12 protein-coding genes are annotated in these 14,908 nt (G+C 65.4%); 5 read left to right on the forward strand and 7 right to left on the reverse strand.

Features of this window, described 5'->3' with window-relative positions; all coding sequences use genetic code 11:
• Positions 1 to 82 precede the first annotated feature (82 nt).
• Positions 83 to 706, forward strand: a complete 624-nt coding sequence (locus ACY65G_RS01960) for a CHRD domain-containing protein (protein WP_464995680.1) — start codon at positions 83 to 85, stop codon at positions 704 to 706.
• A gap of 54 nt (positions 707 to 760) precedes the next feature.
• Here ACY65G_RS01960 and ACY65G_RS01965 read toward each other — a convergent pair whose 3' ends face one another.
• From ACY65G_RS01965 to ACY65G_RS01975, 3 genes are all read right to left on the reverse strand, one after another.
• Positions 761 to 883 carry a hypothetical protein gene (locus ACY65G_RS01965; RefSeq protein WP_464995681.1) on the reverse strand — a complete coding sequence of 41 codons (123 nt, stop codon included), beginning with the start codon at positions 881 to 883 and terminating at the stop codon, positions 761 to 763.
• Between the two features lie 107 nt (positions 884 to 990).
• The gene (gene htpG / locus ACY65G_RS01970) at positions 991 to 2,898 is read right to left on the reverse strand and encodes a molecular chaperone HtpG (RefSeq protein WP_464995682.1); all 1,908 of its coding nucleotides are present in this window, start codon (positions 2,896 to 2,898) and stop codon (positions 991 to 993) included.
• Between the two features lie 70 nt (positions 2,899 to 2,968).
• Positions 2,969 to 4,468, reverse strand: coding sequence for an aminotransferase-like domain-containing protein (locus ACY65G_RS01975; protein ID WP_464995683.1), 1,500 nt, complete (start codon positions 4,466 to 4,468; stop codon positions 2,969 to 2,971).
• Positions 4,469 to 4,756: 288 nt separating this feature from the next.
• Between ACY65G_RS01975 and ACY65G_RS01980 the strand changes: the two genes are divergently transcribed.
• The 4 genes from ACY65G_RS01980 (at position 4,757) to ACY65G_RS01995 (ending at position 9,101) form a co-directional block, all read left to right on the forward strand.
• Positions 4,757 to 5,680 carry a DMT family transporter gene (locus tag ACY65G_RS01980; RefSeq protein ID WP_464995684.1) on the forward strand — a complete coding sequence of 308 codons (924 nt, stop codon included), beginning with the start codon at positions 4,757 to 4,759 and terminating at the stop codon, positions 5,678 to 5,680.
• 87 nt (positions 5,681 to 5,767) lie between these two features.
• A complete protein-coding gene (locus ACY65G_RS01985) occupies positions 5,768 to 6,226 on the forward strand; it encodes a RidA family protein (protein WP_130188394.1) in 459 nt (152 codons plus the stop codon).
• Positions 6,227 to 6,338: 112 nt separating this feature from the next.
• The gene (locus tag ACY65G_RS01990) at positions 6,339 to 7,532 is read left to right on the forward strand and encodes an aminotransferase-like domain-containing protein (protein ID WP_464995685.1); all 1,194 of its coding nucleotides are present in this window, start codon (positions 6,339 to 6,341) and stop codon (positions 7,530 to 7,532) included.
• 150 nt (positions 7,533 to 7,682) lie between these two features.
• On the forward strand, positions 7,683 to 9,101 hold the full coding sequence (locus ACY65G_RS01995; protein ID WP_464995686.1) for a diguanylate cyclase domain-containing protein: 1,419 nt from the start codon (positions 7,683 to 7,685) through the stop codon (positions 9,099 to 9,101).
• Here ACY65G_RS01995 and ACY65G_RS02000 read toward each other — a convergent pair.
• From ACY65G_RS02000 to ACY65G_RS02015, 4 genes are all read right to left on the reverse strand, one after another.
• Positions 9,076 to 10,644, reverse strand: coding sequence for an FGGY-family carbohydrate kinase (locus tag ACY65G_RS02000; protein ID WP_464995687.1), 1,569 nt, complete (start codon positions 10,642 to 10,644; stop codon positions 9,076 to 9,078). The two genes, ACY65G_RS01995 and ACY65G_RS02000, sit on opposite strands and share 26 nt — an antisense overlap.
• 18 nt (positions 10,645 to 10,662) lie before the next feature.
• Positions 10,663 to 11,196 (reverse strand): SRPBCC family protein, encoded by a 534-nt coding sequence (locus tag ACY65G_RS02005; protein ID WP_464995688.1) that lies wholly within the window; start codon positions 11,194 to 11,196, stop codon positions 10,663 to 10,665.
• A 152-nt stretch (positions 11,197 to 11,348) separates the two neighbouring features.
• Positions 11,349 to 11,633, reverse strand: coding sequence for a hypothetical protein (locus ACY65G_RS02010; RefSeq protein WP_464995689.1), 285 nt, complete (start codon positions 11,631 to 11,633; stop codon positions 11,349 to 11,351).
• 386 nt (positions 11,634 to 12,019) lie between these two features.
• On the reverse strand, positions 12,020 to 14,839 hold the full coding sequence (locus ACY65G_RS02015) for a M16 family metallopeptidase (protein ID WP_464995690.1): 2,820 nt from the start codon (positions 14,837 to 14,839) through the stop codon (positions 12,020 to 12,022).
• Positions 14,840 to 14,908: the final 69 nt, after the last annotated feature.

Raw genomic sequence — 14,908 nt, forward strand, 5'->3', positions numbered from 1 at the left:
ATAAGTGCCTGATTTCATGATGACTGCGGATGCAGGCCTGCGACTTGCTTGTTATCCATTTCCACTTAAAAAGGAGACCGACATGAACTTTGTCAAGCCGCAACGGGGAACTTTCAACGCAGGCATGCTGAAAGGCTCTGCCGCCATCGTACTGGGGCTGGCCGCCCTGTCCGCCAACGCCAACGTGTACACCGCCACGCTTTCCGGTGCGATCGAAGCGCCGCCGAACGCGTCGCCCGGCACGGGCACGGTGACGGTCGATTTCGACATCGCCACGCACACGATGACCATCGACGTCACGTTCTCCGGGCTGCTGGCCAGCACCACCGCCGCGCACATCCACTGCTGCACGGCCGTGCCGGAAACCGGCACGGCGGGCGTGGCGACGGAACTGCCGACGTTCACCGGCTTCCCCATCGGCGTGACGGCCGGCACCTACTCGCATGTCTTCGATACCTCGCTGGCCGCCACATGGAATCCAGACTTCATCACCAACTTCGGCGGCGGCACCATCGCCGGCGCCGAAACGGCATTCATGGCCGGGCTCGAATCCGGCAGCGCCTACCTGAACCTGCACACATCGTTCGCGCCGGGCGGCGAAATCCGCGGCTTCCTGCAACCGGTGCCGGAGCCGGCCACGTTTGCACTGCTGGCGCTCGGCGTGCCGGTGGTGCTGCTGGCGGCGCGACGCCGTCGCGGCAAGTAGCCGGCGGTTCCACCCGCACAATTTCGAGACGCCGCGCGCCGCCGCCGCCACGATTCAGGCGGCGGCCGTGGCCAGCTGGCGCTCGCCCGGCGTGGCATGGGCGAAGCGCTGCGCCAGCGCCCGGGGGGCCGTCGTGTTCGCGCCAGTCGCTACTGTCCCGCAGCGGCGGGATCGCAACAGCTGGCCCGTGACGGGACAAGGGCACCGCAAATGACAAGGGCACCGCAAATGACAAGGGCGGTATCCGCCGAAACGGACACCGCCCTTGCCGGGTACGGCAACGATTACTTCAGCAGCATCTCGTTCATCCGCTTCACGAACGCCGCCGGATCTTCCAGCGTGCCGCCTTCGGCCAGCAATGCCTGGTCGAACAGGATGTGCGACCAGTCGCCGAACTTGCCGCTGTCTTCGCTTTCGTACTTCAGGCGCGTGACCAGCGGATGGTTCGGGTTGATCTCGAGGATCGGCTTGCTTTCCGGCGCGTTCTGGCCCGCGGCCTTCAGCATGCGCAGCAGGTTGCCGGAGAGTTCATGCTCGTCCGCCACCAGGCAGGCCGGCGAGTCGGTCAGGCGGAACGTCACGCGCACGTCCTTGGCCTTGTCGCCCAGCGACGCCTTCATCCGGTCGACCAGTTCCTTGTACTGCGCCTCGGTTTCCTCGTGTTCCTTCTTCTCGGCTTCGTCTTCCAGCTTGCCCAGGTCCAGGCCACCCTTCGCGACGGACACCAGTTCCTTGCCCTCGAACTCGGTCAGGAACGACAGCATCCATTCATCGACACGGTCGGTCAGCAGCAGCACTTCGACGCCCTTCTTGCGGAAGATTTCCAGGTGCGGGCTGTTCTTCGCGGCCGTGAAGCTTTCGCCGGTCGCGTAATAGATCTTTTCCTGGCCTTCCTTCATGCGGGCGACGTAGTCGGCCAGCCCCACGGTCTGGTCGGCGGAGTCATTGTGCGTGGAGGCGAAGCGCAGCAGCTTGGCGAGGCGGTCCTTGTTCGTGTGGTCTTCGCCGATGCCTTCCTTCAGCACCTGGCCGAACTCGGTCCAGAAGGCCTGGTACTTGTCCTTCTTTTCCTGCTCGTCGGCGTTGGCCAGCTCCTCCAGCATGCCGATCACGCGCTTGGTCGACCCTTCGCGGATGGCCTTCACATCGCGCGATTCCTGCAGGATTTCGCGAGACACGTTCAGCGGCAGGTCGGCCGAGTCGATCACGCCCTTCACGAAGCGCAGGTACGTCGGCATCAGCTGCTCGGCGTCGTCCATGATGAATACGCGCTTGACGTACAGCTTGATGCCGCCGCGCTTGTTGCGGTCCCACAGGTCGAACGGTGCCTTGGCCGGGATGTACAGCAGCTGCGTGTATTCGCTGCGGCCTTCCACGCGGTTGTGCGTGTAGGTCAGCGGCGCGCCGAAGTCGTGCGACACGTGCTTGTAGAATTCCTCGTACTGCTCCGGCGTGATGTCGCTCTTGGAGCGGGCCCACAGCGCGCTGGCCTGGTTGATCGTTTCAGGTTCGTCCTTGGTGACCATCTCCTTCTTCTCTTCGTCCCACTCTTCCTTCGCCATCTGGATCGGCAGCGAGATGTGGTCGGAGTACTTGGTGATGATCGACTTCAGCTTCCACGCCGACAGCAGCTCGTCCTCGCCTTCGCGCAGGTGCAGGATGATGTCGGTGCCGCGGTTCGTCTTCTCGATGGCTTCCACGCTGTAGTCGCCCTCACCGGTCGATTCCCAGCGCACGCCGTCCGTCGGCTGCAGGCCGGCCCGGCGGGTTTCCACGGTGATCCGGTCGGCCACGATGAAGCCGGAGTAGAAGCCCACGCCGAACTGGCCGATCAGTGCCGCATCCTTCTGCTGGTCGCCGGAGAGCTTGCCGAAGAATTCCTTCGTGCCCGACTTGGCGATCGTGCCCAGGTGGCTGATGACCTCGTCGCGGCTCATGCCGATGCCGTTGTCGGAGATCGTGACCGTGCGGGCAGTCTTGTCGAACGACACCTTGATCTTCAGTTCGTGGTCGTTGCCGTACAGGGCGTCATTGTTGATGGCTTCGAAGCGCAGCTTGTCGGCCGCGTCCGAGGCGTTCGAAATCAGCTCGCGCAGGAAGATTTCCTTGTTCGAGTACAGCGAGTGGATCATCAGCTGCAACAGCTGCTTCACTTCCGCCTGGAAGCCCAGGGTTTCTTTATTATCAGACATCGTTACCTCTATAGTCTTGTTGGCCGGAAATTTTTCAGTTTCAGCGATATGGGACTGCTGATTCTATCTTTCAAGAGCTTTTTGACAAAGCCCCCCGGCTCCCTGCCCCTGAGCTCTTTTCCCGCAATGCCTTTTCCAGAAAGCGCCAGATCGCCGGGTCCTGCATGGCCGCCACATTCAGCCGCATGAAGGTGGACGGCAGCTGGCTGGGCGAGAACAGGCTGCCGGGCGCCAGCAGGATGCCCTGAGCCATCGCCCGCTCCGCCAGCATATTGGTGTCGCACCCGGCATCGGCCCACACGAACATGCCGGCCGGCGGCGCCATATTGATCTGCAAGCCAACCCGCTCGAGCTGGCGCACCGTGCGTGCACGCAGGCCGTCGAGCCGGGTGCGCATGCGCTCGGCGTGCTTGCGGTACGCGCCTTCGGACAGGATCTTGTAGACGGCGCGCTCGCCGATGTCGCTCGTCGTCAGCGTCTGCAGCATCTTGCGGTCGGCCAGCCGCCGCGCCAGTTCGGGGGACGTGGCAATGAAGCCCACGCGCAGGTTCGCCGCCATCGTCTTGGAAAAGCCGGACAGGTAGATCACCCGCTGCAGCTGGTCCAGCGCGGCCAGCCGGGTGGCCGGCTGCACGGCGCTGCCGGGGTGCAGGTCGCAATAGATATCGTCCTCGACGATCGTGATGTCGTGTTCGGCCGCGATGCGCAGCACCTGGTAGGCCTTGGCGGCGGACAGCGACGTGGAACTGGGGTTGTGCAGCACGGAGTTGATCACGTACAGCTTCGGCTTGTGCAGCGCCGCCAGCTCGGCCAGCCGCGCGATGTCGGGTCCGTCGGCCAGGCGCGGCACGCCGATCACGCGCGCGCCCAGCGCCGCGAACGAGCCGAACATCAGGAACCAGGCCGGGTCGTCGACGAGGATCGTGTCGCCCGGGCGCGTGAATTCGCGCGCCACCATGTCCAGCGCCTGCGTCACGCCGGCCGTGGTCACGATCTGTTCCGGCGCCGCGCCGATTTCCAGCTCGGCCAGCTTGCGCTGCAACTGCTGGCGCAGCGGCACGAAGCCCTGCGGCACGCCATAGTTCAGCAGCAGGCTGGCGTTCTGGCGCCCGATCGCGCGCAGCGCATTGGCCACGCTGTCGCCGTCGAGCCATTCGCTGGGCAGCACGCCGGTGCCGGGCATCTGCTGGTGCGGCATCTGGCGGAACATGTTGCGCACCAGCCAGACGACATCCAGCGAATGCCCGGCCACTTCGCCATCCGGTGCCGGCATGCTGGCCGCCGGCACCGCCGTGTGCAGCGGCGTGCGTTCGCGGATGAAGAAACCGGCGCCGCGCCGCGATTCCAGATAGCCGCGGGCAACGAGCTTGTCGTAGGCGGCCACCACGGTGAACGGCGACACGCCATGGCTTTCGGCAAAGCGGCGGATCGACGGCATGCGGCTGCCGCTGCGCAGCACGCGCTCGTCGATACGCGCCGCCACCGTGCGCACGATCTGGTCGGTCAGCGACTCGCCGGCATCGCGGCTGAGCGTGCCGACTGCTGGAGCAAGGGGAAGCGTATTGTTCACGATATGGTGTTAACGATGGGGTGCTCACGATTCAGTGCTCACGATGATTGGTCACGATGATTGGTCGCGCTGTATTGAGCACGCTGTATTGGTCGCGCTGTATTGGTCACGCTGTATTGGTCCGTTCACCATCACAGTAATTCAAATCATGCGGATAAGTGTATTGGCACTGTACTGGCCATTTCTTCTACGATACACCCATCTCGTACCGAATTCCACTCCTGCCATGACCCACCCACATCTCCACCGCATCATCGAAGCCGCTGGCCATGCGGCGGACGGCGCGCCATGAATGGCTCGACTGTCACGAACCGGATTCCCACGGCCCCGGCCCGGTCCGACGAGACGGCCGGCATGCTGCTTGGGCTGGCCGGCGTGGCGATCTTCAGCCTCACGCTGCCGTTTACCCGGCTGGCGGTGAGCGGACTGGACCCGATGTTCGCCACGATGGGCCGCGCCGTCGTGGCCGCCATGCTGGCAGGTCTCTGGCTGTGGTGGCGGCGTGCGCCGCTGCCCGGCCGTGCCGCCCTGCCGGGGCTGGCCATCGTGTCGGCCGGTTGCGTGATCGGCTTTCCGCTGCTGACGTCGATCGCGATGCGCTCGCTGCCGGCATCGCACGGCGCCGTGCTCGTCGGCATCCTGCCGCTGGCCACCGCACTGTTTTCCGCGATGCGCGGCCACGAGCGGCCCTCCATCGGTTTCTGGTGCACGGCCCTGGCCGGATCCGGCCTCGTCATCGGCTTCGCGCTGCGCCAGAGCGGCGGCACGCTGCACCTGGCGGACGGATTGATGCTGGGCGCCGTGGCGGCGGCGGGCATGGGTTACGCGGAAGGCGGACGGCTGGCACAGGCGCTGGGTGGCCAGCAGGTGATCAGCTGGGCGCTGCTGCTGTCGCTGCCCGTCGCCCTGCCCCTTGCCGCATGGGATATCTGGCGGCACGGCGCCAGCCTCGGCGCGGCCGGCCCGGCGGCGTGGGCCGGTTTCGCCTACACCTGCGTATTCTCGATGTTCGTCGGCTTCGTGTTCTGGTACCGCGGCATGGCGCGCGGCGGCGTGGCCCGCGTGGGGCAGGTGCAGCTGCTGCAGCCATTCCTCACGCTGCTGGGCGCTGCCGCCGTGCTGGACGAACCGCTGCAGGCCACGCACCTGCTGTTCGCGCTGGCCGTCATCGGCACGGTGGCGCTGGGCCGCCGCATGGCCGTCCGGCGCTGACGCGCTGGTGGCAAACCAGCGCGCTGGTCGTACAATACCGAAAATTCAGCAACTTATTACAACTTTACAAACCCATCAGGAGACCCTATGTCTGTCTACGAAAAACTGAAGTCGCTCGATATCACGCTGGCCGCACCGGCCAAACCCGCCGCCGCCTACGTCATGCACGTGCAAACCGGGAACACCGTGTTCCTGTCCGGCCACATCGCCAAGAAGGCCGGCGCCGTGTGGGTGGGCCAGCTGGGCAAGGATATCGATACCGCCGAGGGCAAGGAAGCCGCGCGCGCCGTGGCGATCGACCTGCTCGGCACGCTGCAGGAAGCCTGCGGCGGCGACCTGAACCGCGTGAAGCGCATCGTCAAGGTGATGAGCCTGGTGAATTCCACGCCGGATTTCACCGAACACCACCTGGTCACGAACGGTGCCTCCGAGCTGCTGGGCGAAGTGTTCGGCGCCGCCGGCAGCCATGCCCGTTCCGCGTTCGGCGTGGCGCAGCTGCCGATGGGCGCCTGCGTGGAAATCGAAATGATCGCCGAGATCGCATAATTTCCGAACCGTATCAAGGGCGCGGCCTACCCGGCCGCGCCTCCATGAGCCGCCACAAGCGCGCTTTTCGCTGGCCGGGCATTGCCCGCAGCCCTTTCTCCGAGAGAGTCGTATGAAAATCGAAAATCCCAACCCGATCCAATGGCGTTTTTCCGAACGCGCCCAGCAGCTGCAAAGCTCCTTCATCCGCGAGATCCTGAAGATCACGCAGCAGCCGGAAATCATTTCCTTCGCAGGCGGCCTGCCGTCGCCGGCCACGTTCCCGGTGGAGGAAATGAAGGCCGCGTTCGACAAGGTGCTGACGACGACGGGCAAGACGGCGCTGCAATATGGCCCGACGGACGGCTACATGCCGCTGCGCCAGTGGATCGCCGATTCGCTCTCGAAGGACGGCGCGAAGATCGTGCCGGAACAGGTGCTGATGGTATCGGGCTCGCAGCAGGCGCTCGACCTGCTGGGCAAGGTGCTGATCGACGAAGGCAGCCGCGTGCTCGTGGAAACACCGAGCTACCTTGGCGCGCTGCAGGCGTTTTCCGTGTATCGCCCCGAATTCGCCTCCGTGCGCACCGATGACGATGGCCTCGTGCCCGCCTCGATCGCGCCGGTCGCCGACGGTGCCCGCCTGCTGTACTCGCTGCCGAATTTCCAGAACCCCACCGGCCGCACGCTGTCGATCGCGCGTCGCCACGAACTGGTGGAAACCTGCGCCCGCCTCGGCCTGCCGCTGATCGAGGACGATCCGTACGGTGCCCTGTCGTACCGCGGCGCCCCGATGCCGAAAATGGTGGCGATGAATCCGGACGGCGTGATCTACATGGGCTCGTTCTCGAAGGTGCTGACGCCAGGCATTCGCCTCGGCTACGTGGTGGCCCCGCTGCCGCTGGTGCGCCGCCTGGAACTGGCCAAGCAGGCCGCCGACCTGCACACGGCGCAGCTGACCCAGATGGTCGTGCACGAAGTGATCAAGGATGGTTTCCTGGACCGCCATATCCCCACGATCCGCGAACTGTACGGCAACCAGTGCCAGGCCATGCTCGACGCGATGGCCGAGCACTTCCCCGCCGGCGCCACGTGGACAAAGCCGGAAGGCGGCATGTTCATCTGGGTGACGCTGCCCGCGCACATCAACGCGATGGAACTGCTGGACGAAGCGATCAAGGAAAAGGTCGCGTTCGTGCCGGGCGCGCCGTTCTACGCCAATGAGCCGGAAACCAATACGCTGCGGCTGTCGTTCGTCACGGTGCCACCCGAGCGGATTCGCCAGGGGATCGCGGTGCTGGGCAGGCTGATCGCGGCGCGCATGTAATCGGTATTGTTTCGCAGGCAAGATGCGCATGCACCTTGCCTGCGAGTCTTGCCAGCATTCGTATCTTTTTAACCAATCCCCCGCATTTTCCCAAGCATTCCAAATTTCCTGACGGTATGATCTGACGATAGTCACCTCAACAATATCGCCATGGATCCAGTAGCAAATACCGGCGCCGGCAACCCTACCGGACAGCGCGATGCCGCGATCCTGATCGTCGACGACTCGCCCGACAACCTCGCCGCGCTGCGCGTGCTGATGGCCGAACAGGGTTACCACACCTTCGTCGCCCATAGCGGCGAACGGGCGCTGGACCTGGCGCGCCGCGTGCTGCCGGACCTGATCCTGCTGGATATCGTGATGTCCGGCATGGACGGCTTCGAGACGTGCCGTCTGCTGAAGGCGCATCCGCTCACGCAGCACATCCCGGTGATCCTGATGAGCGCCCGCAACGAAACGGAAGACGTGGTGGCCGGCTTCAACGTCGGCGCCATCGACTACATCGGCAAGCCGCTGCGCATGGCGGAGGTGCGTGCCCGGGTGCGCATGCAGCTGCAGATCCGTGCCAGCAGCGCGACCCAGCAGGAACAGGCGGAGCGGCTGCGCACGATCGTCGACCAGATGGCCGAGGGGCTGCTGATCATCGAGCCGTGCGGGCGCATCCAGTCCACGAATCCCGCCTGCGAAGGCTACCTGGGCTACGGGCCGGGCGAGCTGGCCGGCCGCCACATCGGCGACCTGCTCAATCCCCAGGTGGCCTACGACTACCTCGACTATTTCTCGCGTCACGCGGCGCAGCCCGGCGCGGCGCACAGCCATGGCACGCGTGAAGTCATCCTGCGCCACATGGACGGCAGCCCGGTATGCATGGACCTGACGCTGACGCCGATATTCCTGCGCCAGCCGCTGTTCATCGGCCTGCTGCACGACATCACGCACCACAAGCAGTCGGAAGACGCGCTGCAGCGCGCCGCGCTGGTGGACCCGCTCACGAAGATCGCCAACCGCCGCCACTTCGACAGCTTCCTGGAAAAGGAATGGCAGCGCGCGATGCGCACCGGCGCGCCGCTGTCGCTGGTGATGCTCGACGTCGACCACTTCAAGCTGTACAACGACACGCTGGGCCATGCCGCCGGCGACGCGTGCCTGCAACAGGTGGCGCAGGCGCTGGGCGCCCATGCGCTGCGCGGCACCGACCTGGCGGCGCGCTACGGCGGCGAGGAATTCGTGCTGCTGTTCGCCGAAACGGAGGGCGACGCGGCGCTGGCGCTGGGCGAGGCGATCCGCGCCCATGTCGAGGCGCTGCAACTGCCGCACCCGAAGTCGCCCACGTCGCCCTGGATCACCGTCAGCATCGGCGTGGCCACGATGGCGCCCGGGCTGCATCACCCCGAGCAGGCTGGCGTACAGGCGTTGTTCATGGCCGCCGACCGCGCGATGTACGCGGCGAAGGAAGGCGGACGCAACCAGGTGCGCGGCATATCCCGGGGAAAGGATGGCCAGGGCAGCGAAGCCGAGGCCGCGGCGCTGGCGGCGCAACTGATCAGCGACGCGGCGGGTAACCCGTGATCGCCGCGATGTCCTCGTATAAAGGTCGCAGCCGGCCGTACATCTGCAGGTAAACCCGCCGGTACAGCCGGTCGTAGATGCGCCGGTTCGCGGCATCGGGCGCGAAGGCACGGCCGGGGCGCGTCATCGCCGCGACGGCCGCGGCGAAATCGCGATGCAGGCCGAGGCCGACGGCTCCGGCGATCGCGGCCCCGAGGCCCGATGCTTCATGCACGTGCGCGCGCACGGCCGGCAGGCCGAAGATGTCGGCCGTCAGCTGCATGGCCGCGTTGCTCTGCGAACCGCCGCCGGCCACGCGCAGCTCGGTGATGCGCGTGCCGCTGCGCCGCTCGATGCGCTCCCTGCCCTCGCGCAGCGCATACGCCAGCCCTTCCAGGATCGCCCGGTACATGTGGGCCCGCGTGTGCACGTCGCCGAAACCGATCATCGCGCCCTTTGCTTCCGGCCCCGGCACGCGAATGCCCGGACTCCAGTAAGGCTGCAGCATCAGCCCCATCGATCCCGGCGGCACCGCGTCCACGAGCCGGTCGAACAATGCCTCCGGCGCCACGCCGTGTTCGGTGGCCGCAGCCAGTTCGCGGTCGCCGAACTGCTCCTTGAACCAGTTCACCATCCAGTAACCGCGAAAGATCTGCACCTCCGTGCTCCAGGCGCCGGGCAGCGCGGCCGGATAGGGCGGAATGAAGCGCGTGACCTCGACATACTTCGTGCTGGTGGTGTTGATCGTGGCGGTGGTGCCATACGACAGGCAGGCGATGTGCGGTGCCAGCGCGCCGGCGCCGATGACTTCGCAGGCCTTGTCGGCCGCGGCGGCAACGAGCGGCAGGCCGGCCGGGATGCCGGTGGCCGCCGCCGCGGCCGGCGTGATGGCGCCGATCACCGTGCCGGGCGGCACCAGGTCCGGCAGCATGCCGGACCGGATCGCGAGCGCCTGCCATTTCCAGTCCCGCGGGCCGGCCCAGCGGTGGCGGCGGTAGTCGAACGGCACGTAGCCGACCTGCGACCCGGTCGAATCGATGAAACGGCCGCACAGCTGGAAGTTCAGGTAACCGGACAGCAGCAGGAACTTGTGGGTGCGCTGCCAGACATCCGGCTCGTGCGCGGCGATCCAGTTGATCTCGGCTTCGCGCTGGAAGTAGCGCAGCGTGCCGTCGACGCGGGCCAGGCGGAACGCCATGCGCCACAGCGGCCCGACGCGCGGCACCTGCGCCAGGTTCGTGCGGCGCTGGTCCAGCCACGTGATTGCCGGCCGCAGCGGGCGGCCCTGCTCGTCGACATTGACGACGGTGCCGCGCTGCGTCGTCACGGCCACGCCGACGATCCGGCCGCGCGCGGCCGGCGCGATGAGCCACAGGCGGCGGCACGCCTCGCATACTGCTTCCCAGTAGCCTTCGGCCTTGTGCTCGGCCCACCCGGGTTGGTCCGCGTAATATGCCTGCAACGGCACCTGCGCCTTCGCCACCAGTTCGCCGCGCGCGTCGAACAGCAGTGCGCGCACGCTTTGCGTGCCGTTGTCGATGGCGAGGATGCAGGGTTCGGGCATGGCGGCGCGAGCCCCCGGTCAGCGCGGCTTTTCGGCGGCTTCCTTCAATTGCGCCAGCCCCCGCTCGAAGTCCGGCCCCACCATGTCTTCCACGCTGGTGAACACGCCCACCAGCTTCATTGCAAACGGACTCTCGCCGGTCATCGCCCAGCTGACCGCCGTGCCGTCCGGCCGTGGCGTCAGCACGAAGCGCACCTGGTTGTGCGATTCGAACGGCCTGGTGAAATCGAGCCGGATGGCAAGCATGCGCGGCGGCGTGCTTTCGACGATCTCCATCCTGCCCTCCCCCACGTCGTCGTTGCCGTTCCAGGTGTAGATCGCGCCCTGCCCGCGCGGTGCGCCATCATGAGCGCGCTCCATGGCCGGATCCAGGCGCTCCCACGGCGACCAGGCAGGCCACTGGTGGAAATCGTTCAGGTAGGCGAACACCCGTTCCGGAGGCGCCTTGATCAATGCATTGCGTTCGATGCGGAATGTATCGGGCTGCATGAGTGCGAGGCCGCTGACGACGGCGGCAAGGATGACGAGTGCGAGCAGGAATCTCTTCCACATGGCGGTATCAGGGCATGGCGCTTGGCGCGATGGCACAAGGCTAGCACAGAGCGCGTGGCGCCTCGCGCCGCATTCATGTCACGTGCACAAGGCGACGGCAAGGGACACGCCAAGGGTCAAGCCAAGGGTCACGCCAAATCCGCACCGCCGCATCAGCCCAGCAGATCGAGCAGGTCCAGCAGGCGCACGCCGCCCAGCAGGCGGGTGAACACGTCGGCGATCGCATACACGCCGAACAGGCCGGGCAGCAATGACACGAACATCAGCGGCGACTTCGTGCGACAGAAGTGCACGGCGCTGGCGGCCGCCAGCAGCCCCGACATGATCGTCAGCACGAACACGGCCAGGTATTTGGGCGAACTCATCACTGATAACAGCACTGCCAGCATACCGGCGATCATTGCCAGGGCCAGGGTCACGTAGGGAATGCCGATCATTGTCGCTCCCGTGCCTGGATCAGGTCCGGGCAGCTGTTCATGAAACCGATGCAAATAAAGTCAAAACATCCGCATATTATTTCAACGCATATTGTTCTGGACTGGCGCATTCATCGAAAATCGAATTTCGATATATGAAAACGCATTCGAATCAGCAGCTTATGAAACGCTATCAACGGAAGCACGATTAACTTCCGGCCAAGGAAATCATAGCAGTAGAAATACCGCCGAAAACTCACACATTATCGCGGCAATGCAGCAATAAAATGCATGAGCATTAAACGGATTACAGCAATCGATGAGTTGCGGCACCGATGGGAGCGGCAATCGGCGGGGCGCGATGGGCGGGATGGGACTGCCGCGGCAGAGCGCCGCGGCGGCAGGCATTATTTTGCTTCCGGATACAGCACGACTTGCACGTAATTGTTGAAGTCGAAGTAGCGTTGCGCGGCCGCCTGTACCTGTGCCGGCGTCACGGCCATGGCCCGCTCTTCGAAGTCGAGGATGGATTCCGGCGGGAAGCCGTTCAGGTGGGCCGCCTGCAACTGGGCCATCCAGTACCCGTTCTCGCGCAGGGCGCGCCGGTGGCTGGTCAGCCAGTTCTGCCTGACTTTCGCCAGGTCGGCCGCTTCCGGGCCATGTTCCTGCAGCTTGCGGATTTCCGCGAACGCGGCGGCAATCACCTTTTCCACGTTCTCGGGCCCGCACGGCAATGCCAGCGCCACCGAATAATTCGCGTACGGCAGTTTCGCGATACCGCCGCTGGCGCCACCGCCATAAATCAGGCCGAGCTGCTCGCGCAGCACGTCGGTCAGCCGCAGGTTCAGCACTTCCACCATCGCCTGCATGCCGATCTGCGCGGCCTGCGAGAATTCGGCCTCGCCGGTAAACGAGATCGACACATTGCTCTTGGCTTCCCTGCCGCGCCGCACCTCCTTCTTCACCACGCCGCGCACCGGCCGCACGCCGGTATCGCGCCAGGCCACCGGAATATCCGGTGCCGGCAGCGATGCCAGGTAAGTGGCCAGCAGCGGTTTCAGCTTCGCGGCATCGAAACTGCCGATGAAATAGAACGTCATGTCCTTCACGCTGGAAAAGCGCTCGCGGTAGATCTGCTGCACGCGGTCGAGCTGAACCTTGTCGAAGTCTTCCGGCCGCGGCGTGCGCGGCACGCGCGGATGGTCGCCGTACAGCGCGGAACGCACGGTGTCGGAGAATTCCGCCTCGGGCCGGGCCATCGCGTTGAGCGCGGCATCGCGCTGGCGCGCGAGGAATGATTGGAACAGTGCCTCGTCGCGGCGCGGCTGCGTGAGTTTCGCATGCGTCAGTTGCAGCAGCGTTTCGATGTCGGCGCTGCCGGCATTGCCGGCCACGTTCTCGGTCAGGTCGGACATCGTCACGGCCGCGCTCACGCTCTTGCCCGCCAGGATCTTCTGCAGGTCGGCCGGCGGGTGGTTCAGCGCGCCCATCTGCGCCATCACCACGCTGGCATAGCGGGCATTGAAGATATCGTCTTTGCCGAACAGCGACTGGCCGCCGAAGCGCACGCCACTCATCAGCACCTGGTCGTTGCGGAAATCGGTGGGCTTGAGCACCACCTTCACGCCGTTCGACAGCGTCAGCTCCGTGGTGCCGAGGGCCTTGTTTTCCTTCTCGGCCACGATGCGGCCGGGTGCGGGCGGTTTCTCCAGCAGGTTGCTGCCGAAGGCCTTGTCCTCGCGGGCCGTCACGGTGAGCTTGTGCGCATTGTCGACGGCGGCCAGCAGCTCGTTGCCGGTCGGCGGCAGCCGGTCCTTCATGCCGCCCATCAGGATGACGAGCTTCTTGTCGTCGGAAGGGATGGCGTCGCGCACCGTTGCATTGATTTCGTCGAGCGTGATGCCCGGCACGAGCGCCTGCGCGTACGCATACTCGTTCTGGATGCCCGGGATCGGTTCGCCCTCGAGGAAATTGCGGATGTATTCGTTCACGAACGCGGCCGAGTCGGACTTGTCGCGTTCGGCATACATGCGCTCGTAACCGCGCAGCATGGTTTTCTTGGCGCGGTCCAGTTCCGAGGCGGTGAAGCCGAACTGCCGCGCGCGTTCGTCTTCCTGCACCAGCGCGTTGATCGCCGGCACGTGGCCGCCCTTGCCGAGCAGCGCGCTCACGGAAAACGAGCGGTAGCCGCGCACCACCTTGCCCATGCCGCTGCCGCCCTGGATGAACGGCGGGTCGGCCTGCTGCGTCAGTTCCATGATGCGCTGGCTCAGCATCGCGCCGACCAGTTTCTCGACGAGGTCGCGCCGGTAGCCCGCATACGTGGGGTCTTCCGGATGCGGCACGATCGGGTAGCGGATATACAGCACGTCGGCCGGCGCTTCGCGGTCGGTGACGACGAGCCCTTCATCGGTCTTGCGTTCCGGGATCACCGCATACTCGCGCGGCCGGGGATTTTCCGGATTCTTCAACTTGCCGAAATGCGCCTTGATCAGTTTTTCCGCCTCGGCCGGATCGATGTCGCCCACCACCATCACGGCCATCAGGTCGGGCCGGTACCAGTCGCGGTAGAAGCGCCTGATGGCATCGGGCTTGAAGGTGCGCAGCACGTCGGCCTTGCCGATCGGCAGGCGCTCGGCATAGCGCGAACCGTTGAACAGCTTCGGATACAGCACCTGGTTCATGCGGTCGTTGGCGCCCTTGCCGAGGCGCAGTTCCTCGAGCACGATGCCACGCTCGCTTTCGATGTCGGCCTCGTTGAACGTGATGCCGTGCGCCCAGTCTTCCAGCACGAGGAAGCCCTTTTCCACGGCCTCCTTCGAATCGGTGGGAATCGGCAGCATGTACACGGTCTGGTCGAAGCTCGTGTAGGCATTCAGGTCGCGCCCGAACTTGACACCGATCGACTGCAGGTACGACACCAGCTCGTGGCGCTTGAAGTTCGTGGACCCGTTGAACGCCATGTGCTCGGTGAAGTGGGCCAGGCCCAGCTGGTCCTCATCTTCCAGGATCGAACCGGCCTTGACGACGAGCCGCAGTTCCAGGCGCTTTTCCGGCCGCGCGTTCTTCTGGATGTAGTAGGTCAGGCCATTGGTCAGCTTGCCCACCTTCACATAAGGCGCCACCGGCAACGTGTCGCCCGGTGCCGGCAGCGGCGCGGCATGCGCCAGAAGGGAAGCGCCGAGCAGCGTGGCGGCGGTGGCAAGCTTGAATGGACTCAACTTCATGGAATGGGGGCAATCAGGTGGGCGAAGCGCCACGATACACCAGAAAGCAACGGCTCTGCTACAATCGCC

Source organism: Pseudoduganella sp. jia 12 (assembly GCF_055502675.1).